This is a genomic window from Mycobacterium sp. NGS41 (genome assembly GCF_059812725.1).
The window spans coordinates 55,229-80,363 of sequence record NZ_JCALDF010000017.1 but is presented as its reverse complement, the minus strand read 5'-3'; the positions used below and the strand labels follow the sequence as shown (position 1 = coordinate 80,363).

General features: G+C 66.7%; 14 protein-coding genes. 7 read left to right on the top strand and 7 right to left on the bottom strand.

Translation table 11 applies throughout. From position 1 onward, the window contains the following. The first annotated feature begins 26 nt into the window (after positions 1-26). The 3 genes from AC5Y21_RS16570 to AC5Y21_RS16560 are packed head-to-tail and all read left to right on the top strand — an operon-like array spanning position 27 to position 1,440. Complete coding sequence (locus AC5Y21_RS16570; RefSeq protein WP_499913773.1) at positions 27-347, top strand: ArsR/SmtB family transcription factor; 321 nt, start codon at positions 27-29, stop codon at positions 345-347. Continuing rightward, positions 344-823 (top strand): SRPBCC family protein, encoded by a 480-nt coding sequence (locus tag AC5Y21_RS16565; protein ID WP_499913772.1) that lies wholly within the window; start codon positions 344-346, stop codon positions 821-823. The genes AC5Y21_RS16570 and AC5Y21_RS16565 overlap by 4 nt, the downstream gene beginning before the upstream one ends. After that, on the top strand, positions 820-1,440 hold the full coding sequence (locus AC5Y21_RS16560) for a maleylpyruvate isomerase family mycothiol-dependent enzyme (RefSeq protein WP_499913771.1): 621 nt from the start codon (positions 820-822) through the stop codon (positions 1,438-1,440). The genes AC5Y21_RS16565 and AC5Y21_RS16560 overlap by 4 nt, the downstream gene beginning before the upstream one ends. Positions 1,441-1,445: 5 nt before the next feature. Here AC5Y21_RS16560 and AC5Y21_RS16555 read toward each other — a convergent pair whose 3' ends face one another. Beyond that, positions 1,446-2,582 carry a BTAD domain-containing putative transcriptional regulator gene (locus tag AC5Y21_RS16555; RefSeq protein ID WP_499913769.1) on the bottom strand — a complete coding sequence of 379 codons (1,137 nt, stop codon included), beginning with the start codon at positions 2,580-2,582 and terminating at the stop codon, positions 1,446-1,448. A 367-nt stretch (positions 2,583-2,949) separates the two neighbouring features. Between AC5Y21_RS16555 and AC5Y21_RS16550 the strand changes: the two genes are divergently transcribed. The 4 genes from AC5Y21_RS16550 (at position 2,950) to AC5Y21_RS16535 (ending at position 12,387) form a co-directional block, all read left to right on the top strand. Further along, complete coding sequence (locus AC5Y21_RS16550; protein ID WP_499913767.1) at positions 2,950-6,279, top strand: arabinosyltransferase domain-containing protein; 3,330 nt, start codon at positions 2,950-2,952, stop codon at positions 6,277-6,279. Continuing rightward, on the top strand, positions 6,276-9,536 hold the full coding sequence (gene embB / locus AC5Y21_RS16545; RefSeq protein WP_499913765.1) for an arabinosyltransferase EmbB: 3,261 nt from the start codon (positions 6,276-6,278) through the stop codon (positions 9,534-9,536). Before AC5Y21_RS16550 ends, embB begins: the two co-directional genes overlap by 4 nt. Positions 9,537-10,166: 630 nt before the next feature. Continuing rightward, entirely contained in the window at positions 10,167-10,565 is a 399-nt protein-coding gene (locus AC5Y21_RS16540; protein WP_499913764.1) for a hypothetical protein, read from the top strand. A 31-nt stretch (positions 10,566-10,596) separates the two neighbouring features. Continuing rightward, positions 10,597-12,387, top strand: a complete 1,791-nt coding sequence (locus tag AC5Y21_RS16535) for an acyl-CoA dehydrogenase family protein (RefSeq protein ID WP_499913762.1) — start codon at positions 10,597-10,599, stop codon at positions 12,385-12,387. A 73-nt stretch (positions 12,388-12,460) separates the two neighbouring features. On the opposite strand, the gene AC5Y21_RS16530 is transcribed toward AC5Y21_RS16535, so the two are convergent. The 6 genes from AC5Y21_RS16530 to ag85A form a co-directional block, all read right to left on the bottom strand. After that, positions 12,461-14,041: an acyl-CoA carboxylase subunit beta gene (locus tag AC5Y21_RS16530; protein WP_499913760.1), complete on the bottom strand. Its 1,581-nt coding sequence runs from the start codon at positions 14,039-14,041 to the stop codon at positions 12,461-12,463. Between the two features lie 7 nt (positions 14,042-14,048). Further along, complete coding sequence (gene pks13 / locus AC5Y21_RS16525; protein ID WP_499913758.1) at positions 14,049-19,451, bottom strand: polyketide synthase Pks13; 5,403 nt, start codon at positions 19,449-19,451, stop codon at positions 14,049-14,051. Between the two features lie 22 nt (positions 19,452-19,473). Next, the gene (gene fadD32, locus AC5Y21_RS16520) at positions 19,474-21,363 is read right to left on the bottom strand and encodes a long-chain-fatty-acid--AMP ligase FadD32 (protein WP_499913756.1); all 1,890 of its coding nucleotides are present in this window, start codon (positions 21,361-21,363) and stop codon (positions 19,474-19,476) included. A gap of 309 nt (positions 21,364-21,672) precedes the next feature. Then, positions 21,673-22,695: a carboxylesterase Culp6 gene (culp6, locus tag AC5Y21_RS16515; RefSeq protein WP_499913754.1), complete on the bottom strand. Its 1,023-nt coding sequence runs from the start codon at positions 22,693-22,695 to the stop codon at positions 21,673-21,675. A 153-nt stretch (positions 22,696-22,848) separates the two neighbouring features. Continuing rightward, positions 22,849-23,763 (bottom strand): esterase family protein, encoded by a 915-nt coding sequence (locus AC5Y21_RS16510; RefSeq protein ID WP_499913752.1) that lies wholly within the window; start codon positions 23,761-23,763, stop codon positions 22,849-22,851. Between the two features lie 172 nt (positions 23,764-23,935). Then, the gene (gene ag85A / locus AC5Y21_RS16505) at positions 23,936-24,991 is read right to left on the bottom strand and encodes a diacylglycerol acyltransferase/mycolyltransferase Ag85A (protein ID WP_499913750.1); all 1,056 of its coding nucleotides are present in this window, start codon (positions 24,989-24,991) and stop codon (positions 23,936-23,938) included. Between the last annotated feature and the right edge of the window lie 144 nt (positions 24,992-25,135).

Genomic DNA, 25,135 nt, shown 5'->3' with positions numbered 1-25,135 from the left:
CGTCCGTAAGCGTACACTTACCGTTCGTGGCCACTTACCAAGATGGTGCTGCGTGGCTGGCGTTAGCCGACGGGACGCGACGGTCGATTGTCGAACGCCTTGCCCACGGGCCCTTGGCGGTCGGCGAACTGGCCCGTGACCTACCCGTCAGCCGGCCAGCCGTTTCGCAACACCTCAAGGTGCTGAAGTCCGCGGGGTTGGTGCGCGACCGTGCCGCGGGAACGCGTCGCGTCTACCAACTCGACCCGACCGGTCTGCAGGCATTGCGCGCCGATCTTGACCGGTTCTGGATGCAGGCACTGGCCACATACGCACAAAGTCTGGATGAGACAGGAGAAGCTGAATGACAACACCGAACGTGCGTCACCACATCGTCGTCAATGCCCCGATCGAGCGCGCTTTCGCCGTCTTCACCGAACAGTTCGGCAATTTCAAACCGCGCCAGCACAACCTGCTCACCGTCCCCATCGCCGAGTCGGTATTCGAACCGCGGGTAGGCGGACACATCTACGACCGCGGCGTCGACGGGAGTGTGTGCCGGTGGGCGCGCGTGTTGGTTTACGAGCCGCCCACCCGTGTCGTGTTCACCTGGGACATCGGCCCGACCTGGCAGCTGGAAAGCGACCCGTCCAAAGCCAGCGAAGTCGAAGTGCGCTTCACCGCCGAGTCCGACCAGCGCACGCTCGTCGAGCTCGAACACCGGCATCTGGACCGACACGGACCAGGCTGGAAGTCGGTCGCTGACGGCGTCGACGGTGACGCGGGCTGGCCACTGTATCTGGACCGCTACAGTCGCCTGTTCAGCGTGGCGGCACGGCCATGACGACAGACCTGATGGAGATGGCCCGCGCCGAGCGGGCCGACCTCGCGGAGTTCCTGGCCACCCTGACGCCGCAGCAGTGGGCCGCACCCAGCCTGTGCACCAAGTGGAGCGTGAAAGACGTTGTCGCCCATGTGATCAGCTACGAGGAACTGGGCACTCTCGGGCTGGTCAAACGATTTGCGAAGGGGTGGATGGTGCGGGCCAACCAGGTCGGCGTCGACGACTTCGAGACCCTGAGCCCGCAGGAATTGCTGGACTTTCTCCGCAATCACCTCACGCCCAGCGGGCTCACCGCGGGCTTCGGCGGCATGATCGCGCTGGTCGACGGCACAGTCCATCACCAAGACATCCGGCGCGCGCTCGGCCAGCGTCGCACCATCCCCGCCGATCGACTCGTAAGGGTCCTCGGCCTGGTGCCCGGTAACCCGAGACTCGGTGCCGGACGCCGGATCAGGGGACTGCACCTGCGCGCCACCGATGTCGACTGGGAACACGGCAGCGGGCCCGAGGTATCCGGCTCCGGCGAGGCGCTACTCATGGCGATGACCGGCCGCCCCGCGGCCCTCGCCGATCTCACCGGCCCAGGCGTGGGCACGTTGGCCTCGCGGCTGCGCTGATCCGTTCAGCTCGGCCTGATCTCGACGACGAACTCGCTGGTCCCAATGCGAATACGGTTGCCGTCAGCGAGGTTGGCGCTGCCTCGAATGCGCTGGCCTTGTACCTCGACACCGTTGGTCGACCGCGAATCGTAAATCACGAAACCCGCTCCGGTGTCGATGATTACCGCGTGGTGCCGGCTGACGTCTTCGTCGTTGGCGATAACGATGTCGTTGTCGTCAAGCCGCCCGATCCGGGTCGTCGCGCCGCTCAACCGGTAGCGGCGACCGGTCCGGTCATGCAGCCACGCGTCGGCGGACTCCGCGGGCGCCGCAACGCCCGAATCGCCCTGATAGGCGCTCAGCCTGCGGGTGGTTGAATCGGAACGCTTAACGGCCAGCGGCTGCTGACGCAGGATGCGTTCGTGCAGCGCGGTGATCGTGGGACCGGGGTCGATGCCCAGCCCTTCGGCCAGGGCCGTTCTCAGTCGCCGATAGGCGCCGAGCGCGTCCGACTGGCGCTCGGTGACGTAGTAGGCGGTGATCAGCTGCGCCCACAGCGGTTCCCGATAAGGGTGTTCGGCGGTTAGTGCCTCGAGCTCGGCAATCACCGCGCCGGCGCGGCCGCAGGCGATCTCGGCGTCGGCGTGCGCGGTGTGGGCCGCCACCTTTTCTTCCACCAGCGCGGTGCCGAACGCCTGGACGAAGGCAAAGTCGCGCAGGTCGTCAAGCACCGGTCCGCGCCATTCGCTCAGGGCGGCGGACAAATGGCTGCTGGCATCCTCGAATCGTCCGGCTGCGGAGGCCTGGATACCGGCGGCCTTTTCGGCCGTGAAACGCCCGACGTCGCACTCGATGTCGGCGATGCTGAGCTGATACCCCGGCGGCGCGCTGGCCAGCATCTGGTACGGGTCGGCCCCCGCGGTGCGCAGCAGTCGGCGCAGGTTGGACACGTGCGACTGGATGCTGGTCCGCGCTGCCGGTACCGGGTCCTCGTCCCACACCGCGTCGATCAACGCGTCGACCGACACCGGACGATTGCGGTTGATCACCAGCATGGCCAAGACGGCTCGCTGTTTAGGCGCGCCCAGCGGGAACCGGACGCCGTGCGAAGTCATCAGCAGCGGGCCCAGAACGCCGAACCCGAGTCCCGAGCTCTTCATTGCGCCGCCAGCCTCCTGGGTTGTCGAGGGCCTCAGCCGTCGATCCCATTGTGACGGCATGCGCGGCCACAATCGGGCGAATCCACGCGGCGCCGGTTGACGGCTTTCGGTGTGAGTATGGGACGGCGATCGGCGCTCGGGTTCAGCCCAGGCTGCACGCGCGAAGCCCAGAATTCCACCCCAAACACCCGAGCGTGCAACGCGATATCACCGGCGATATCGCTTTCAAACCAGCAACATGGCTGCCCTTTTGGTACCCGAGTGGCAGGTGTGACGAGATCGCCAGCGCCTCGCCGATCTTCGGCCAGCCGGCTGCGCGGCCCTGCATCCTCACCCGACAAAGCTGCGTCGCTTACGATCGACCCTCGTGCCCCCCGACGGTAATGAGCGACCGCAGCGCATCCCGCGGTTGGTGGCCGCCGGCGCCGGCATCGTGGGTCTGTTGTTGTGCGGCCTCGTTCCATTGCTTCCGGTGAAACAGACCACGTCGACCATCCTGTGGCCTCAAGGCACCACCGCGGACGGTCACGTCAGCCAGATCACCTCTCCATTGGTTTCCGGAGCGCCGCGCGCACTGGACATCTCTATCCCCTGCCCGGCGATGGCCACCCTGCCCCCCGACGGCGGCCTGGTGCTGTCCACGCTGCCGTCCGGCGGCATGGACGCCGGCAAGCACGCGCTGTTCGTGCGCGCCAGTAAAGACGTGATCGTCGTCGCGTTCCGGGATTCGGTAGCCGCAGTGGCGCAACGCTCGGCGGTCGCCGCGGGCGCGTGCAGCGTGCTGCACATCTGGGCCGACGCCGGTGCCGCGGGGGCGGATTTCGTCGGCATCCCCGGAGCCAGAGGGATCCTGGCCCCAGAGAAGAAGCCGCAAGTCGGCGGGATCTTCACCGACCTGAAAATCTCCGCACAGCCGGGTTTGTCGGCCCGCATCGACGTCGACACCAGGTTCATCACTGCGCCGACGGCGCTGAAGACGATCGTGATGCTCCTGGGTGCGCTGGCGGTCCTGGTCGCCATCGTCGCGATGGCCGTGCTGGACCGCCACAGCCGCGGCGGCGACACGTTGCGCGACTGGCGCTCCCCGATCGCCTGGCTGTCTCGGTACCGCCCGAGCGTGCACCGGCCATCGTGGTGGCGGGTCGGCCTGACGACCTGGATCGCCGATGCCGCAGTGACCGGGACGCTGCTGCTCTGGCACGTCATCGGCGCCACTTCGTCCGACGATGGCTACAACCTGACGATCGCCCGCGTCGCACCTCGAGCCGGCTACTTCGTCAACTATTACCGCTACTTCGGCACCACCGATGCGCCGTTCGACTGGTACTTCGGCGTCCTGTCCAAGATGGCGTCGGTGAGCACTGCCGGCGTGTGGATGCGGTTGCCCGCCACGTTGGCCGGGATCGCGTGCTGGCTACTTATCAGCCACTGCGTGCTGCGACGACTCGGTCCCGGCAAGGGGGGTCTGGCGTCCAACCGGGCGGCGATCTACACCGCGGGCGCCGTGTTCGTGGCCGCCTGGCTGCCGTTCAACAACGGGCTACGACCCGAGCCGCTGATCGCGCTGGGCGTGCTGGTCACCTGGATCCTGGTGGAACGCGCGATCGCACTGCGGCGACTGGTCCCGGCCGCGCTGGCGATCATCGTCGCGATGCTCACCGCGACGCTGGCACCGCAGGGCCTCATCGCGCTGGCCGCGCTGCTGACGGGGGCGCGGGCCATCGCTGCGGCGATCCGGCGGCGTCAGGCCACCGACGGCTTACTGGCACCGCTGGCGGTGCTGGCAGCGTCGCTGTCGCTGATCACCGTCGTGGTGTTCAGGTCGCAAACGCTGGCCACGGTGGCCGAATCGGCCCGCATCAAATACAAAGTCGGGCCGACGATCGCGTGGTACCAGGACTTCCTGCGCTACTACTTCCTTACCGTCGAGAGCAACGCCGGAGGATCGATGACGCGTCGATTCGCCGTGCTGGTGCTGCTGCTCTGCATGTTCGGGATGCTGTTCGTGCTGCTGCGGCGCGGGCGGGTAGCGGGGCTGGCCAGCGGCCCGGCCTGGCGGCTGATCGGCACCACCGCGGTCGGCCTGCTGATGTTGCACTTCACCCCCACGAAGTGGGCCATCCAGTTCGGGGCGTTCGCTGGACTCGCGGGGGCGCTGGGGGCGGTGACCGCGTTCACCTTCGCCCGGATCGGCCTGCACAGCCGACGCAACCTCGCGCTCTACGTGACGGCGTTGCTGTTCGTGCTGGCGTGGGCCACTTCGGGCATCAACGGCTGGTTCTACGTCGGTAACTACGGGGTGCCGTGGTACGACATCCAACCCGTCGTCGCCAGCCATCCGGTGACGTCGATGTTCCTGGCATTGTCGATCTTCACCGGACTGCTGACCGCCTGGTACCACTTCCGGATGGACTACGCCGGGCACACCGAGGTCAAAAACAACCGGCGCAACCGCGTCCTGGCCTCCACCCCGCTGCTGGTGGTCGCCGTGATCATGGTGCTGGGCGAGGTCGGGTCGCTGGCCAAGGGCGCGGTGTTCCGCTACCCCCTCTATACCACCGCCAAGGCCAACCTGGCCGCGCTCAGCAGCGGGCTGTCGCCGAACAGTTGCGCCATGGCCGACGACGTGCTCACCGAACCCGACCCCAATGTCGGCATGCTGCAACCCGTTTCGGGACAGACCTTCGGGCCCGACGGGCCGCTGGGCGGCATCAACCCCGTCGGCTTCAAACCCGAGGGGGTGGGCGAAGACCTGCAGTCCGACCCGGTGGTGAGCAAGCCCGGAGTGGTCAATTCCGACGCCTCGCCCAACAAACCCAACGCCGCCATCAGCGACTCCGCTGGCACCGCAGGAGGCAAGGGCCCGCCGGGTGTCAATGGCTCGCACGCGTTTCTGCCGTTCGGTCTGGACCCCGCGCGCACCCCGGTGATGGGCAGCTACGGCGAGAACAACCTGGCGGCGACGGCCACCTCGGCCTGGTACCAGCTGCCGCCCCGCAGCCCGGACCGGCAGATCGTGGCGGTCGCTGCCGCGGGCGCCATCTGGTCGTACAAAGAAGACGGCGACTTCATGTACGGGCAGTCCCTGAAACTGCAATGGGGCGTAGCCAGGCCCGACGGCAGCATTCAGGCGCTCGGCGAGGTCTATCCCATCGACCTCGGGCCGCAGCCCGCGTGGCGCAACTTGCGCTTCCCACTGACCTGGGCGCCACCGGAAGCGAATGTGGCGCGGATCGTCGCTTACGACCCGAACTTGAGCTCTGAGCAGTGGTTTGCTTTCACACCACCGCGAGTACCGGAACTGAAAACACTGCAGCAGCTCATTGGATCGCAGACCCCGGTGCTGATGGATATCGCGACAGCGGCCAATTTCCCGTGCCAGCGGCCGTTCTCCGAACACCTTGGCATCGCCGAACTTCCGCAGTACCGGATCCTGCCCGACCACAAGCAGACCGCGGTGTCTTCCAACCTATGGGAGGCGAGCTCGGCCGGCGGTCCGTTCCTGTTCACCCAGGGACTGCTGCGAACCTCGACGGTCTCGACGTACCTCCGCGGCGACTGGTACCGCGACTGGGGATCCGTCGAGCAGTACCTCCCGCTGGTGCCGACCGATCAAGCGCCGAACGCCCTTGTCGCACAGGGTGTGATCACCGTGCCCGGCTGGAGCCGGCAAGGACCGATTCGAGCCCTGCCATGACGACAACCGGCGCGAGCAGACGCAAAAGCGCCCAAAATGGGGCCATTTCGGGCGCTTTTGCGTCTGCTCGCCAGGTCCAGGTGACGCGCTGGGCGGCCATCGTCGCCGGGCTGATCGGCTTCGTGCTGTCGGTTGCCACGCCGCTGCTGCCGGTCGTGCAGACCACCGCGATGTTGAACTGGCCGCAGAACGGCCAACTGAACAGCGTTACAGCGCCGTTGATCTCGCTGACGCCCGTCGACCTGACCGCGACTGTACCGTGCAGCGTGGTGCGCGATATGCCGCCGACGGGTGGGGTGGTGCTGGGCACCGCGCCCAAGAACGCCAAGGACGCCAACCTCAACGCGATGTTCGTGGTCGTCAGCAGCCAGCGGGTGGACGTCACCGACCGCAACGTGGTGATCCGCAGCGTGCCGCGCGACCTGGTGGCCGGCGGCGCGAACGCGCCGGGATGCTCAAGCATCGAGATCACGTCGACCCGCGCCGGAACCTTCGCCACTTTCGTTGGGCTGAAGGATCCCGCGGGAAATCCCCTGCGCAGCGGCTACCCTGACCCGAATTTGCGCCCTCAGATCGTCGGGGTGTTCACCGACCTCAGCGGCCCAGCTCCGTCCGGATTAAAGCTGTCGGCGACCATCGACACCAGGTTCTCCACCACCCCGACGACGCTCAAACTGCTTGCGATCGTGGGCGCGATTCTGGCCACCGTGATCGCGCTGATCGCGCTGTGGCGGCTTGACCAGCTGGACGGACACCGAATGCGGCGACTGCTTCCGGCCAATTGGCGCACGTTCACCCTGGCCGACGCCGCGGTGATATTCGGGTTCCTGCTGTGGTGGGTGATCGGGGCCAACTCCTCCGACGACGGCTACATCCTGGGCATGGCGCGGGTCGCCGACCGGGCCGGCTACATGTCCAACTACTTCCGCTGGTTCGGCAGCCCGGAGGACCCGTTCGGCTGGTACTACAACCTGCTGGCGCTGATGACCCACGTCAGCGACGCGAGCCTGTGGATGCGGCTGCCGGACCTGTTCGCCGGGCTGGTGTGCTGGCTGCTGCTGTCGCGCGAGGTGCTGCCCCGACTTGGACCGGCGGTGGCGGCCAGCAAGCCCGCCAGTTGGGCGGCAGGCATGGTCCTGCTGACCGCGTGGATGCCATTCAACAACGGCCTGCGGCCCGAGCCGATCATCGCGCTCGGCTCGCTGGTCACCTACGTGCTGATCGAGCGATCGATGCGCTACAGCCGGCTGACGCCGGCGGCTCTGGCGGTCATCACCGCCGCGTTCACCCTGGGGGTCCAGCCGACCGGCCTGATCGCGGTGGCCGCGCTGGTCGCCGGCGGTCGCCCGATCCTGCGGATCCTGGTGCGTCGTCACCGCCTGGTCGGCACGCTGCCGCTGGTGGCCCCGATGCTGGCGGCCGGGTCGGTGATCCTGACCGTGGTATTCGCCGACCAGACGCTGTCAACGGTGTTGGAAGCCACCAGGATTCGCACCGCGATCGGGCCTAGCCAGGCGTGGTACACCGAGAACCTGCGCTACTACTACCTCATCCTGCCCACGGTGGACGGCTCGCTGTCACGCCGGTTCGGCTTCTTGATCACCGCGCTGTGCCTGTTTACTGCGGTGTTCATCATGTTGCGGCGCAAGCGGATTCCCGGTGTGGCGCGCGGTCCGGCGTGGCGGCTGATGGGCGTCATCTTTGGCACCATGTTCTTCCTGATGTTCACCCCCACCAAGTGGGTGCATCACTTCGGACTGTTCGCTGCCGTGGGCGCGGCCATGGCGGCGCTGACGACGGTGCTGGTCTCGCCGTCGGTGCTGCGCTGGTCGCGCAACCGGATGGCGTTCTTGGCGGCGCTGATGTTCATGCTGGCGCTGTGCTTCGCCACCACCAACGGCTGGTGGTATGTCTCCAGCTATGGTGTGCCGTTCAACAGCACGATGCCGAAGATCGGCGGAATCACCGTCAGCACAGTCTTTTTCGTCCTGTTCGCAATCGCCGCGCTGTACGCGGCGTGGTTGCACTTCGCATCCAGGGATCACGGCGAAGGTCGTCTGGCCCGGGCGGTTACTGGCGCGCCGGTACCGATCGCGGCCGGATTCATGGCGCTGGTGTTCGTCGCATCGATGGTGGCCGGAATCGTGCGCCAGTACCCCACCTACTCCAACGGCTGGGCCAATGTGCGGGCCTTCACCGGCGGCTGCGGGCTGGCCGACGACGTCCTCGTCGAGCCGGACAGCAACGCGGGATTCATGACGCCGATGCCCGGCGACTACGGCGCGCTGGGCGCCTTGGGTGGCATCAACCCGGTCGGCTTCACGCCCAACGGAGTACCGGAACATACTGTCGCCGAGGCGATCCGGATGACACCCAACCAGCCGGGCACCGACTACGACTGGGATGCGCCAACCAAGCTGAAGAAGCCGGGCGTCAACGGGTCGGTGGTGCCGCTGCCCTACGGCCTCAATCCCGACCAGGTTCCACTGGCCGCCAGCTACACCACTGGCGCGCAGCAGCAGAGCAGGCTCACGTCGGCGTGGTATCAGCTGCCCACGCCGGACGCCGGGCATCCGCTGGTGGTGGTGACCGCCGCAGGCAAGATCACCGGCAACAGCGTGCTGCATGCGCACACCGCGGGGCAGACCGTGGTGCTGGAATACGGCAAGCCCGGTCCCGGCGGCGACGTGGTGCCGGCCGGACGGCTGGTGCCCTACGACCTGTATGGGGAGCAGCCGAAGGCCTGGCGCAACCTGCGCTTCGCGCGAGCCGACATGCCCGCGAACGCGGTTGCCGTTCGGGTGGTGGCCGAGGACTTGTCCCTGACCCCGGAAGACTGGATCGCGGTGACTCCGCCGCGGGTTCCTGAGTTGCGTTCGCTGCAGGAGTATGTCGGCTCGTCGCAGCCGGTGCTGATGGACTGGGCGGTCGGGCTGGCGTTCCCGTGCCAGCAGCCGATGCTGCACGTCAACGGCGTCACCGAGATCCCGCGGTTCCGCATCACGCCGGACTACACGGCCAAGAAGATGGACACCGACACCTGGCAGGACGGCGTCAACGGCGGTCTGCTGGGCATCACCGATCTACTGCTGCGGGCCCACGTCATGTCGACCTACCTGTCGCGAGACTGGGGCCGCGACTGGGGCTCGCTGCGGAAGTTCGACACGCTGGTGGATGCGGGGCCGGCCCAGCTGCAATTGGGAACCGCGACCCGCAGCGGATTGTGGTCGCCGGGGAAGATCCGGATCAAGCCGTAGAGCGAGCGTCTCTACAGGCGAAGCTGCTCGACCGGGCAGTGTTAGATCGGTCAGCTGAATCGGCATCGATGCGGGCCATGGCGGGTTCTGACAAGCGTCGAATGAGTAGATCCGGCATCGCCCACCTTCTGATATCACTGTTATCAGCATTTCAGCTCGGTTGCCAACGATGTGCGTCGGCGTCTGGCCAACCACATATCGGCAACCTCAGCTGGGCCGGATTTCGACTACTTGCAGCCCAAGCTTGATGGCTCGGTCAGAGTAACGACAACTCGCGATAGAGAAATGGATCGACTTCTTCGGCCACAGGACGTTGTTGAAGCGGCCTGCTATTCCTTTGCACCCCAATACCTTTGGCTACAAAACGATGTCAGCCGCACCCTGCCGTTGAATTTCTTCAGCTAACTAACAAATTTAAATTCAAAGAAAATGCGCCTGACCAGGTTTTAGTTCCGCCGAATGTGGTCAATACTTGGCTGCGGGTGTGGGAATTCAATCAACAGTAAAACGGTGGGGCAAATGCGCGTGTGTACAACAATGGCGAAATCCGTTGCGGCAATCACTCTAGTCACTTCTGCGGCATTTGCGGCGGGCATCGCCGTCGCTTCTGCTGACCCGGGCGTGACAACGGTGGCTCTGGATTCGAAGCTGCGAAACTGCGATTTCAGCCTGGTGGCCTACCCACCCCTGGAGTTGGAGCCGTCTTTGGCGACCGGGTCGGCCATCATCCACAAAACGGGGTCCACAGCCGTCGCTGAGGTGCATCTGGCGGATGCCCCCGACCCGAACACCCACTTCACCGTCGGCTTGATCCAGGAACCGCGGCCGTCGTCGGCGAGCTGCGGGCCCGGGGCGCCGGGCACGTCTTTCACCGGCATGGACACCGATGGGGGCGGCAATGGAACGGTGACCATTCAAGACACGCTTCGGCCAGGCACGACGGGGGTCTGGGTGATTATCGAACGACCGAATGCACACGCCCAAGATCCGGCCGAGTATTACACCTCTGAGTTCGTGGTTCCTACTTAAAACACCGCGGCGGCTGTAATACCGTCGCGGGATGAGTGAGTACGACTTGGAGGCCGTGGATCGGCTGCCCTTCTCGACCCCGGAAAAGGCACAGCGATACGCGACCGACAACTATCGCGGCGCCGTGGGCCTCAATTGGTATCTCACCGATCCGACGCTGCAGTTCATCATGGCGTACTACCTGCGACCCGACGAAGTCGCTTTTGCGGAGCCACATCTGGCGCGCATCGGCGAGCTGATGGGCGGTCCGGTGGCGCGGTGGGCCGACGAAACCGACCGCAACCCGCCGCGGCTCGAGCGTTACGACCGGTGGGGACACGACATCAGCCAGGTCGTCATGCCCACTTCGTTGACGTCATCCAAACGCGCGGTGCTGGACGCCCAGCGGACGTTGCGCGCTGAGGCACGCAGCGCTGGGCTGAGCTCGTCGCTGCCCATGTTCGCCTCCAACTACCTGCTCAACCAGGCCGATATCGGGATGGGGTGCGCGCTGGGCACCGGCGGCGGCATGGTGCAGTCGCTGGTGGCCGCCTATGCGCCCGCCGACGTACGCGAACACGTCCTGGCCAAGTTCGACTCCGGCGAATGGGCGGGCGAAACCGCGCAACTGCTGACCGAACGGACCGGCGGCTCGGACCTGGGAGCGCTCGAGACGACCGCTCGACGCGTCAGCGGCGAAAATGGAGACGCCTGGCTGCTGAACGGCTTCAAGTGGTTTGCGTCGAACTGCGCCGGCGAGGCGTTCGTCGTGCTGGCCAAACCCGAGGGGGCTCCGGACTCGAGCCGCGGCGTCGCCAACTTTCTGGTGCTGCGCACCCGGCGGGACGGCTCACGCAACGGAGTGCGGATCCGTCGGCTGAAGGACAAGCTCGGCACCCGCTCGGTGGCCTCGGGCGAAGTCGAGTTCGTCGACGCCGAGGCGTTTCTGCTTTCCGGCAAAGCGTCCGGAGACTCCGGCCCGTCCGACGGCAAGGGGCTGGGCCGCATGATGGAGCTGACCAACGCCGCACGGCTGGGCATCGCCCTGTTCGGCCTGGCCAACGCGCGCCGGGCTCTGGTCGAATCGCTCTGCTACGCCAGGCAGCGCCGGGCATTCGGCGGGCCGCTCATCGACAAGCCGCTGATGCGGCGCAAGCTCGCCGAGATGATCGTCGACGTCGAGGCCGCGCAGGCGCTGGTGTTCGACGGCATCGGGGCAAGCAACCACCGTCAGCCCCGAACCGTGCGCCAGCGAATCGCGGTGCCGGTCACCAAGCTCAAGGTCTGCCGGCTTGGCATCACCGCGGCTTCGGACGCGATCGAAATCCACGGCGGCAACGGGTACATCGAAACCTGGCCGGTGGCAAGGCTTTTGCGTGATGCGCAGGTCAACACCATCTGGGAGGGTCCAGACAATATCCTGTGTCTGGACGTGCGCCGCGGCATCGAACAGACGCAGGCGCACGAGACGCTGTTGGCGCGCATGCGCGACGCGGTGTCAGTCTCCGACGATGACGAGACCACCAGGTTGGTTGCCGACCGCATCGATGATCTCGAGACGGCGACGACGGCCTGGGCCAAGCTCGACGGCCCAGTGGCCGAGGCGCGGCTATTCCCGCTGACGGTGTTCATGGGCGACGTGTACGCCGGCGCGCTGCTCACCGAGCAGGCGGCGTGGGAGCGGGCCGCGCGCGGCACCGACCGTAAGGGCCTGGTCGCGCGGCTATACGCGCAGCGGTATCTGGCCGATCGCGGGCCACTGCGCGGCATCGACGCCGACTCCGACGAGGCATTGGAGCACTTCGACGAGCTGGTGGACGGGGCGTTCGCGCCGCGAGTGTGAACTGTCCGACGCACAAACGGCGTGTCGCGTCGTGGATTTCACACTCGGCGCGAGGGGATGCTCGGCGTAGAAACTAGATCGGGATCAGGCTGTGCTTGCGCGCGACGCGGAACCACAGCTGCTTGTCCCGCAACAGATGCATCGACTTGCGCAGCAGCAGCCGGGTCTGGTGCGGGTCGATGACCGCGTCGATGAAGCCACGTTCGGCGGCGGTCCACGGGATCGCCATGTTGAGGTTGTAGCCCTCGATGAAGTCCTTCTTGATCTGCTGCGCCTCGGGCGTGGTCGGGTCGGGGAAGCGCTTCATCAGCAGCTGTGCGGCACCCTCCGCGCCAATCACCGCGATGCGGGCGGTGGGCCAGGCGAAGTTGAAGTCGGCGGTCAGCTGCCGCGAGCCCATCACGGCGTAGGCGCCGCCGTAGGACTTGCGGACGGTGATCGTGACCTTCGGCACGTCGGCCTCGACCACCGAGTGCAGGAACCGGCCGCCGCGCTTGATGATGCCGTTCTTCTCCTGCTCGGCGCCGGGCAGGAAGCCGGGCGTATCCACGACGAAGACCAGCGGGAGTTCGAACTGGTCGCAGAACCGGATGAACCGCGCTGCCTTGTCGGAGGCCTCGTTGTCGATCGACCCGGACAGGTGCATGGGCTGGTTGGCGACCACGCCCACCGCACGTCCGTCGACCCGAGCGAACCCGGTGATGATGGCCGGCCCGTGCTGCGCGGCGACGTCGAGGAAGTCGCCGTCGTCGAAGATGCGCAGCAGGATCTCGTGCATGTCGTAGGCCATGTTGTCCGAGTCCGGAACGATCGAGTCCAGCTCCAGGTCGGTGGGAGTGATCTCGGGCTCAAGGCCGGGGTTGACGATCGGGGGCTTATCGAAGCAGTTGGATGGCAGGAACGACAGGTAGTCCCGGACATATTGGAACGCGGCGGCCTCCGAATCCACCACGTGGTGGATGTTGCCGTGGCGGGCCTGCGCGTCGGATCCCCCGAGCTCGTCAAGGGTGACATCTTCGCCGGTGACTTCCCGGATCACATCGGGCCCGGTGACGAAGAAGTAGCCCTGGTCGCGCACTGACACCAGGAGGTCGTCCTGGATCGGCACGTACACCGCCCCGCCGGCGCATTTGCCGAAAATCAGGGAGATTCTCGGCACGACTCCGGACAGCGACTCCTGGCGGCGGCCCAGCTCGGCGTACCACGCCAGCGAGGTGACCGCGTCCTGGATGCGGGCGCCACCGGAGTCGTTGATGCCGATGATCGGGCACCCGACCATCGCGCACCACTCCATCAGCCGGGCCACCTTGCGGCCGAACATCTCGCCGACGGTGCCCTGAAACACCGTCTGGTCATGGGAGAACACCCCGACCGGCCGGCCATCGATCAGGCCGTGGCCGGTGACGCAGCCGTCACCGTAGAGCGCGTTGGGGTCGTTCGGGGTCTTCGCCAGCGCACCGGTCTCCAGGAAGGTGCCCGGATCGACCAGCGCGTGGATACGGGCGCGGGCACTCGGGATGCCCTTCTTGTCGCGCTTGGCGGCGGCCTTTTCACCCCCGGGCTCTTTGGCCAACTCCAGCCGGGCACGCAGTTCGGCCAGCTTTTCGGCTGTTGAGTGGACGACGATAGCTGGGTCGGGAGCTAAATCCGTCACTACTTGCCTACCTCACCTGTTCTGAATCGGCCGCCTGCCGCTCAGCGTCAATGTCGTCCAGCGCGCGGCTCATGTGTTCGCCCACCTTGGCGATGATCGGCTCGTCGATGGCCTGAATGTGCTCACCACCGATCGGCACGACCTCGAGGTCGGAGACGTACTCACCCCAGCCGCCGTCCGGCTTCCGGACGGCGTACCGCGGCTCGAACATGATCGCGTCGTCATGGTAGCGATCGGCCATGTAGAGGGTGACATGGCCGTCGTACGGCTGGATCTCGGCGGTGTCGATCGCCCGGTTGTCCAGGTACGACGTGCGCTGGTGCTCGATGATGCCGGCCGGGATCTGTACACCGCTTTGACTGACGGCGTCCAGCACGAACCGGATCTGGCCCTCGTCGTCCAGCTCCTCGAGCTGCTCGTACGGGACCTCCGGGATGGTGACGTTGAACGTCTTCTCGGCGAACCGGGCGTAGCGATCCCAGCGCTTGCGGATCTCCTCCTTGGTCTGCGGGATCTCCTCGCCCGCGCGCACCGCGTCGATCAATCCGACCCACCGGACGTCTTTGCCCAGTCGCTTCAGCCCGATCGCGCACGCGTAGGCCAGCACGCCGCCCAACGACCAGCCGGCCAGAATGTAGGGCCCGTCGCCCTGCATCTCGATCAGCTTCGGGACGTAGGCCGCCGCACGCTCTTCGATCGTGCCTTCCACCCGCTCCAAGCCGTACATCGGCGTGTCCGACGGCAGCCGGTTGAGCAGCGGCTCGTAAACGACGGTCGAGCCGCCGGCCGGATGGAACACGAACACCGGCGCCTTCGAGCTGCCTTCCGGCCGGGCGCGCAGGGTGCGGACGAAGCCGTCGATCTTGCCGGCCTCGAGGTAGCCACGCACCTTCTCGGCCAGTTCCTCGATGTTCGACGAGGTCAGCACGTCCTCAGCGGTAATCGGCCCTTCGGCGCGCTCCGAGAGTCGCTGCGCCATCTTCGCGGCGCTGTCCTGATCCAGATTGGGCAGTGTGTTGAAGATGCCGCCGGGCGACTTGCCGGTGACGATCGCCCAGGTGGCGAAGACGACCCGCTCGGCGGCGTCGCGCGGCGGGACGTCGGAGTTGAGTGCCGCGGCGACGGCCTGCTGGTTCAGTGCTTCGGCAGCGGCGGCCAGGTTCGGCTGCGCGCCATTACCCCCAGCAATGGAGGCGCGCGACGGGCCGGAGGGGTCGGTCGGCGGGGGCGGGATGGACCCTTCCATCGCCGACGGCTGGCTCGGCTCGGCCGGCGGCTCCGGCTGGGTTTCCGGCTCGGCTTGCGGGTCGGGCGCCGGCGCCAGCACCGTCGAAGGAGTTGCGCCGCTGAGCAATTCCGCCTGCGCCTTCGCGATCTCCTCAGCCGTCTGAGACTTCTGGTGCTCGTGCAGCTGCTCCACCTCGTCGCGGTGCTCGATCGCGTACTCGATCAGCTTCTCGACGTTGTAGAGGTTGGCGTCGCGGACCGCCTGCAATTGGATCGGGGGCAGGTCGAAGTCGTACTCGACGCGGTTCTTGATCCGCACCGCCATCAGCGAGTCCAGTCCGAGCTCGATCAGCGGCACCTCCCACGGCAGGTCCTCGGGCTCGTAACCCATGGCCGCCGCGACGATGCTGCCCAGCCGGTCGGCGATGGTCTCGCCGGAATCCGGCGACCACTTGGTGAAGCCGGCCGGCATGTAGCGGCTGGTAAGGCTGTCCGACAGCGTTTCGGCCTCTTCCTCTTCGGCAAGAGCCTCCTCGACGCGTGTGGTGGCGCCAGAAGTCCCAGCCGCGATCGTGGTGCCGGCGCCAACCGCCGTCGGCAACACCGATTCCGAACCGGCCCGGGCCACCAGCGCGTCGTAGACCAGCGTGAAGGATTCCTCGATTCGCGCGTGCACCTGAACCGAGGCGCCGCCGGGATGCCGCGTCAACGTCGTCACCAAGCGGGCACCCAGGCCGGGCACCGCGCGTTGCTCCGATGCCGTCAGCTGGGCATCCGGAATTACCTGCGTGGCAGCGGCTCGCACCAGCGCCGCGAGATCGGGCTTCTCGCGGGACGCGAACTCCCATACGTGCCGGCCATCCGGCAACGCGACATGGCTGCCGGGCATCAGCACCGCGGCGTCACCGGAGAAGTGTGCGTCAAGCCAATGTTCCTTGCGCTTGAACCGAGTCGGCGGAATGTCCGCAAAATCCTCAGGTCCTACGGCTCGCGTGAACAGAGTCCAGATGTCCAAGTCATGGCCGTACACGTACAGCTGCGCCATCGTCGACGTGATCGACTCGACTTCGTCCTGCTTGCGGGCCAGCGTCGGAATCAGTTGCGCGTCGAACAGGCCGGCCGACGCGGTGGTCAGGCCCACCTGCATCAGCGCCACCGGGTTGGGCGCGAGCTCCAGGAAGGTGGTGTGTCCGCTGTCGACGGCATTGCGGATGCCGTGGGTGAAGTAGACGGAATGCCGCAGGCCCTTCTTCCAGTACTCGACGTCATGGATCGGCTCGCTGCCGGGCTTGATGTAGCGGCCCTCGTGCACCGTCGAGAAGATCCCGGCCATGGGGCTCATCGGCTTGATGCCCTGCAACTCGGCGGTGAGCTCGCCGAGCAGCGGATCCATCTGCTGGGTGTGGCTGGCGCCCTTGGTCTGGAACTTGCGGGCGAACTTGCCCTCGGATTCCGCGCGGGCGATGATCGCGTCCACCTGTTCGGGCGGGCCGCCGATGACGGTCTGGCTGGGAGCGGCGTAAACGCACACCTCCAGGTCCGGGAAGTCGGAGAACACCGTCTTGATCTCGTCGGCGGAGTACTCCACCAACGCCATCAGCCGGATGTACTCGCCGAAGAGCATCGCCTCGCCCTCGCCCATCAGATGCGAGCGCGAGCAAATTGCCCGGGTGGCGTCCCGCAGCGACAAACCGCCGGCAAAGTAGGCCGACGCGGCCTCGCCCAGTGACTGGCCGACCACCGCGGCAGGCTTGGCGCCGTGATGCTTGAGCAGCTCACCCAGTGCGATCTGGATCGCGAAGATGGTGACCTGAGTGGTCTCGATGCCGTAGTCCTGCGAGTCGTCCAGGATCAGCTCGAGCACCGAATAGCCCAGCTCGTCCTGGACCAGCGCGTCGACCTTTTCGATCCATTCGGCGAAGACCTCGTCGCGCAGGTACAGGCTCTTGCCCATCTTGCGGTGCTGCGCGCCGAATCCGGCGAGCACCCACACCGGGCCGTTGGTCACCGGGCCGTCGACGCTGAACACGTTCGGCGCCTGCTTGCCCGCGGCGACCGCGCGCAGCCCCTTGATCGCCTCGTCGTGGTCATGGGCCAGCACCACCGCGCGCGAGCGACCGTGGTTGCGTCGCGACAGCGACCGGCCGATCGACTCCAGCGACGAAGCGCGGCCTTCGGGGCTTTCCATCCAGTCCGCCAGCTCGGCGGCGGCGGCCTTCTTGCGGGACGTCAGGAACGCCGACACCGCCAGCGGAATCAGCGGCTGGGGAATCCCGTCGATAACCTCTTGCGCCGCAAGCTCTTCCAATGCGACCTGCTTGAGCCGCAACGCCTCTTCGGTCAACCCCGGAAGTTCGGGCTCCGCCTCTTCGGCTCCCGGCTCGTCGGTGAGGATTTCGCCGTACTCGTCGAAGCGCAGCGCGTGGCCTTCGAAACCGCCCACCGCGACCGGGGCGGATTCAGCTTCAGCGGGCGCCGCCGGTTCGGGCTCGGGTTCACGCTGGATGACGTCACGCGGCAGCACCTCGCGGACCACCATGTGCGCGTTGGCCCCGCCGAAGCCGAAGCTGGACACCCCGGCCAGCGCGTAGCCGCCGTAGCGGGGCCAGTCGGTGGCGGTGTCGACCATCTTCAGGTGCATGCCGTCGAAGTCAATGTAGGGGCTCGGCCCGGCGAAGTTGATCGACGGCGGCAGCTTGTCGTGCTGCAGCGCCAGCACCACCTTGGCCATGCTGCCCACGCCGGCGGCGGACTCCATGTGTCCCACATTGGTTTTGATCGCGCCCAGCAGGGCCGGCCGGTCGGCGCGACGCCCCCGGCCGATGATGCGGCCCAGCGCCTCGGCCTCGATCGGGTCGCCGAGGACAGTGCCGGTGCCGTGCGCCTCGATGTAGTCGACGTTGCGCGGGTCGATGCCGGCGTCCTTGTAGGCCCGGCGCAACACCTCGGCCTGCGCGTCCTGGTTGGGGGCGATCAGGCCGTTGGACCGGCCGTCGTGATTGACCGCGCTGCCGGCGATCACCGCCAGGATCTGGTCGCCATCACGGCGCGCGTCGTCGACGCGCTTGAGCACCAGCATGCCGGCACCCTCAGAGCGGGTGTAGCCGTCGGCGTCCGACGAGAACGACTTGATCCGGCCGTCGGGAGCCAGCACCGCGCCGATCTCGTCGAAACCGAGCGTCACTGCGGGTGTGATCAGCGCATTGACGCCACCGGCGACCGCCACATCGCATTCCCCATTACGCAGCGCCTGCACCGCTTGATGCGCGGCAACTAGCGAACTTGAGCACGCGGTGTCGACGGCGACCGAAGGGCCGCGGAAGTCGTAGAAGTAGGACACCCGGTTGGCGACGATCGAGGTCGCATTGCCGGTGATCGCATACGGGTGCGCGACGGTCGGGTCGGAGATGGCCAAGAAGCCGTAGTCCACGTTCGAGACACCGACGTACACGCCGACGGCCTTGCCGCGCAGGCTGGACGCCGGGATGCGAGCGTGCTCAAGGGCCTCCCAGGTGAGCTCCAGCGCCATCCGCTGCTGCGGGTCGATGTTGTCGGCTTCGGTCTTGGCCACCGCGAAGAACTCCGAGTCGAAGCCCTTGATGTCCTTCAGGTAGCCGCCGCGGGTGCGCGCGGTAGCCACGCGCGCGGCCAGCCGCGGCTCTTCGAGGAATTCCGACCAGCGGCCCTCGGGCAGATCGGTGATGGCGTCGCGGCCCTCCATCAGGGCCTGCCAGGTTTCCTCGGGGCTGTTCATATCGCCCGGGAATCGGGTGGACAGGCCCACGATCGCGATGTCGACGCGTTCGGCCGCGCCGTTGCGCGACCAATCCACATTGTCGTCGGCGGTGGTGTCCCGTTCCGGCTCGCCCTCGACGATCCGGGTCGCCAGCGACTCGATGGTCGGATGCTGGAAAGCCACCGCGACCGACAGCGTGACGCCGGTCAGGTCTTCGATATCGGCGGCCATCGCGACCGCGTCCCGCGACGCCAGGCCCAGCTCCACCATCGGCACCGACTCGTCGATCGAGTCCGGCGACTTTCCGACGGCCTTGCCCACCCAGTTGCGCAGCCACTGCCGCATCTCGGGGACCGTTATCTCGGACTGTTTGGCGGGCACGTTCCCCGCCGTGCCCTCAGAGGTGACGTTGTCGGTGTGCTCCGCGGAATCGTCTATGTCAGACATGGGTACCTTTGTGGTTCTTTGCTCAGGATTCGGTGGCGAAGGCCGTCGGCGAGCCAATGCCGCTGCGCAGGCTGCCGTCCAGGTACGCCGAACGGCACGCGCGACGGCCGATCTTGCCGCTCGAGGTCCGCGGAATCGTGCCGGCCTGTACCAGCAACAAGTCGCGGACGGTAACGCCGTGGCGCATCGCAATGGCCGCCCGGATGTCGTCGGCAATCGGCTGGTACTCGAGCTTGTGTGTACCGGCGGCACGCTCGGCGACGATCACCAGCTGCTCGGAGGTGTCCTCCGGGTCGAACTTCAGTCCGACATGCGGGTTGTCGAACACCTCCTGCGGCAGCTGGTTGGCGGGGACGGAGAACGCGGCGACGTAGCCGGTGCGCAGGGCCCGGCTGGATTCCTGCGCCGAGTACTCGAGATCCTGCGGGTAGTGGTTGCGGCCGTCGACGATGACGAGGTCCTTGATGCGGCCCGCTATATAGAGGTGGCCGTTGAAGTAGGTGCCATAGTCGCCGGTGCGCACCCACAATCCGTCGTCCTCCGCGCCCTCGGCGTGCGACTGGCTGATGCGCGACTTGAGGATGTTGCGGAAGATCTCGTTGGTCTCCGTTTCCTTACCCCAGTAGCCGTGGCCCAGATTCTTGCCGTGCAGCCAGATCTCGCCGATCTGCCCGTCCGGCAGCTCGCTGGCCGAATCCGCATCGACGATGACCGCCCATTCGTCCACACCGACCTTGCCTGCGGAGACCTGCGCCACGGCGGTGGGTGCATCGGGGGGCACCTCGACGAAGCGTTGGTTGTTGAGCTCGTCGCGGTCGACGTGGATGACCGTGGGCTTTTCATCCATCGGCGTGGTCGAGACGAACAAGGTCGCCTCGGCGAGACCGTAGGACGGCTTGATGGCGGTCTCCTGCAAACCGTACGGCGCGAACGCTTCATAGAATTTGCGCATCGACGCCGGGGACACCGGCTCGCTCCCGTTGAGGATGCCCTTGACGTTGCTCAAGTCCAGTGGTGGTTCGTCGTCGCGGGGCAGGCCGCGCACGGCGGCGTGCTCGAACGCGAAGTTCGGCGCCGCCGAAAAGACGCCGCCGGTCTCGCCGGGCTTGCGCGCGAGTTCACGGATCCAGCGGCCGGGGCGCCGGACGAACGCGGCCGGCGTCATAAAGGTGAAGTTGTGCCCGAGCACCGACGACAGCAGCGCCGTGATCAGGCCCATGTCGTGGAAGAACGGCAGCCACATGCACCCGCGGTCACCTTCGGTGCCTTCCAGCGCGTTGAGCACCTGCAACACGTTGGTGGGCAGGCTCAGGTGGCTGATCTGCACGCCGGTCGGGGTCCGGGTGGAGCCAGAGGTGTACTGCAGGTACGCGATGGTGTTCTCGTCGGCGGCGGGCTCCTGCCAAGTGGAGGCGACCTCGTTGGGTACGGCGTCGACGGCGATAACCCGCGGCCGTTCCTTGGCCGAACGGGCGCGGATGAACTTGCGCACGCCTTCGGCGGCGTCGGTGGTGGTCAGAATCGTCGATGGGGCGCAATCGTCGAGCACCGCATGCAAACGGCCGACGTGCCCCGGCTCAGCCGGATCGAACAGCGGCACCGCGATCCGCCCGGAATAGAGCGCCCCAAAAAAGGAGATCAGGTAGTCCAGGTTCTGTGGGCACAGGATGGCTATGCGGTCACCAGGTTGAGTGACCTGCTGCAGCCGGGCGCCGACCGCGCGATTGCGGGCGCTGAACTCCGACCACGCGATGTCGCGGGCGATACCGTCCCGTTCGGTGGAGAAGTCAAGGAACCGGTAGGCCAGCTTGTCGCCGCGAACCTTGGCCCACTTCTCAACGTGACGAACCAGGTTGGTCCCTTCCGGGAACCGGATCTTTCCATTCACGATGAATGGGTTGTGGTACGCCATGCCGCCCTCTCCTGTCAGATATCACTCTTCGGCTTCGCCGACGTCTGCTTCTGCACGCACGCCGACCCTCGCACCGCGCATGGTGCGCCGTGCCGGATCGGTGCCAGCTTCGACCCCGAATGGATCAACCACGATGCTCTAATTGCTCTTAGTTTTCTCTTAATGTTAAGGGGCGGCGCGCGGCATACCAAATCACAAGGTACCGCTGTTCGCACGCGCTATCGGCGCACCAGACGCTGTGTCCTGTGACTCAGCTTCTCTTCGCCCGAGCGTGACACCGACGGGTCGTACTGTCTAGCTCCCCGGCGGTCACCCGTGCTTGGGATGCGGCGCGTTTTCCAGAAGTCCGTGCGCCCAGTTCAACGTCCAATCGGTTGCCGGCGCACCGTCCAAGTTCCAGAACTGGGTGGTCGCATACATGGCATGGATCGGCTGAGCGCCGTTGCCGGCCAGCGTGTTCAGCGTGTTCGGCAGGTTGGCGATGCTGAACGCCTCGGCCGGTGCGGCGCAGATGAGATCGCCCGGCGCGCAGATCTCGTAGGTCTTGTCGTTGAGCGAGCCGAACCCGTTCGGCCGGGCGCCGGTCATGGTCAGCCCCATCCCGGACAGCATCGGTATCTCATGCAGGGTGATCTCCGCGCCCTCGCCGGGAGGGTTGGGCCCGATGTCCTTGCCCACGTCCACCTGGCGGCGCCCGTCGGCGATCAAGGTCACACCGAGCACCAGGTCGTCGTCCACCGGCCCGCGGCCGTTGCCGATGTCGCTGGCGATGTCACCCGCGATCACCGCGCCCTGCGAGAAGCCGAGCAACACGTAGCTGGTCAACGGGCACTTGGTGTTCATGTCGGTCATCGCTCGCAGCGTCGCCTGGGTGCCCTGCGCCCGGCTTTCGTTGTAGGACATCTGATTGTCAGCGGCGAGCGGATTGTGGAACTGCGCCGTGTAGGGCGTGGTGTATGTCTGCACCCGGCCCGGCCCGAACTGCTGGGCGAGCGTCGCAACCACGTTGTGCAGCAGCGCGTTCGGGAATTGCACCGGAGCAAGAGGCGGATCCAGCAGCGACGACTCCCAGGTACCGGGGATGTTGATCAGCTGCACGTCGGGGCAGGACGAGTCCTGGTACGCGGGCCGCGGCTTGTGCGGATGCGGGGTGGCGGTGACGGACGGCGGCAGAGCCCCGGGCGGCACCGCGCTGGGCGGGGGTTCGGGGGCGCGCATCATGATCACGACGGCCACGATCACCACGATGACGACTACCGCCATTGCGCACGCGGCAACCCAGGCGAGGATTCGGTGGCGTTTGCGCCGCGCATTCTTGGCCTTTTTGGCCATACGGGTCTCCTGCTAGCAGAGTCGGTAGGTCGCAGCGACGGGGCCGTCCCGCCCTCTGCTGCACTTGCCTACACGGTACCGGCTGCCCGCAGCCAACCCGGCCGCGTCGCCGCCCGCTCGACGTCTGTTACCCGCGCCTCTGGCCTGCGCCGGTTATCGGATGGCGCCGACGATATCGCCGGACATCGCGCCCAGTTCCCCGCTCCACGAACCCCAGCCGTGGTCGCCGCCGTTCGGGAAGTCGAAGTGGCCGTTGTGCCCGCCGACGTTCCGGTACTGCTGGTAGAACGACAGGTTGCTGCCCACCACCTGATCGGGCACACCAAGCACCCCTGCGGGGTCACTGGTCGTGTTGACTTTCGGGCTGTAGACCCAGATCCGGCTGTTGTTCTGGGCCAGCAACGAAAGGTGGACGTAGGGGTCGTGCCACTTCCACCGGCCCAGCTGTGGCGCACCCCACATGCCGTTGCCGTCGACGCCGCCGAACTGCTGCAGGCCGGCGAGGATGGCGCCGTTCATCGTGGTTTCCGACGGGTACAAGAAGCCCGACATCGAGCCGGCGAAGCCGAACCGGTCGGGATGGAAGGCCGCCAGCGCCATCGCGCCGTATCCGCCCTGAGCGGCGCCGACGACGCCGTGGCCGCCGGGTGCCAGGCCCTTGTTGGCGGCCAGCCAGTCGGGCAGCTCCTGAGACAGGAAGGTCTCCCACTGCTTGCTGCCGTCCTGCTCCCAGTTGGTGTACATGCTGTAGGCACCGCCCGCGGGTGCCACCACCGAGATGCCCTTGCCGGCCAGCGTGTTCATCGCGTTGCCGGCGGTGACCCAATTGCTCACATCAGGACCGGCGTCGAAGGGGTCCAGCAGATAGACCGCGTGCGGCCCGCCGGCCAGGAAGGCCACCGGGATGTCGCGGCCCATGGACGCGGACGGCACCATCAGGGATTCGTAGCCCGCTGCTCTCGCTGTGCCGGTGGAAACAGCGGTAGCCACAACTCCGCCAATCCCCACTGACAGCGCGGCAACGCAGAGCAGCCGCAGAACCGTCGACAGACGCCTTATGCCCCTCATGTCCACCTCCATGGTCTATAGCCCCTCGATGGTCTATAGCTGTGTGAACACTATCCAGTTCGGGCCCCGGAGCGGTAGGCCGGGTAGTGAACTGCACCACACCGCGGACGTGTCCCGCCGAAACGACCAACGGCGGCGACCCCTTGGAGTCGCCGCCGTCAGTGGTGTTGTTTTACGCGCCGTGCGTGGCGCCCGTTCCGGTGCCGGCCGCCGCGGTCGCAGGCGGGGTCCCGGTGCCACCGGGCGTAGCCCCCAGCACGCGCTGCAGGTCCGGCTTCATGGCGTTGAGCTGCTGGCCCCAGTACTCCCAGCTGTGGGTGCCGTTGGCGTCGAAGTTGAACACCGCGTTGTGACCACCGGCCTGGTTGTAGGCGTCCTGGAACTTGATGTTGCTGGTCCGCACGAAGCCTTCCAGGAACTTGGCGGGCAGGTTGTCGCCTCCCAGGTCCGACGGCTTGCCGTTACCGCAGTACACCCAGATGCGGGTGTTGTTGGCGACCAGCTTGCCCACCTGAAGCGACGGGTCGTTGCGCTGCCAGGCCGGGTCGTCCTTGGGGCCCCACATGTCCGAGGCCTTGTAGCCGCCCGCGTCGCCCATCGACACGCCGATCAACGAGGGGCCCATCGCCTGCGACGGGTCCAGCAGCGCCGACAGCGAGCCGGCGTAGATGAACTGGTCCGGGTGGTAGGACGCCAGGATCAGCGCCGAAGAACCGGCCATCGACAGACCGACCGCCGCGCTGCCGGTGGGCTTGACCTGCCGTTGCGCCTGCAGGTACTGCGGCAGCTCGCTGGTCAGGAAGGTCTCCCACTTGTAGGTGGTGCAGCCGGCCTTACCGCAGGCGGGCTTGTACCAGTCGGAGTAGAAGCTGGACTGCCCGCCGACCGGCATGGCGACCGAGATGCCCGACTGGTAGTACCACTCGAACGCCGGGGTGTTGATGTCCCAGCCGTTGAAGTCGTCCTGCGCGCGCATCCCGTCGAGCAGGTACAGCGCCGGCGAGTTGGGGCCGCCGCTTTGGAACTGGACCTTGATCTCACGGCCCATCGCCGCGGACGGCACCTGCAGGTACTCCACTGGCAGGCCCGGCCGGGAGAACGCTCCCGCAGTCGCGTTGCCCCCGACGGCGCCGATCAGACCCGACAGCAGGGCCGCACCAACGGCTCCCACCATGAGTCGGCGCGGCATACCCGTCACGGCACCGCGAAACCTGTCAACAAGCTTCATCGTTGCTTTCCTATCCTCGTAATCCTCGGAGGCCTCATCCCAAATGTGTTTGGGCGCATCCTGAACTAGCTCAGACTGCAAGCGACCCGCGCTGCAGTGCCCGTGTAGTCAATCACAACTTCGTGCGTCGACTCGCATCGAGGA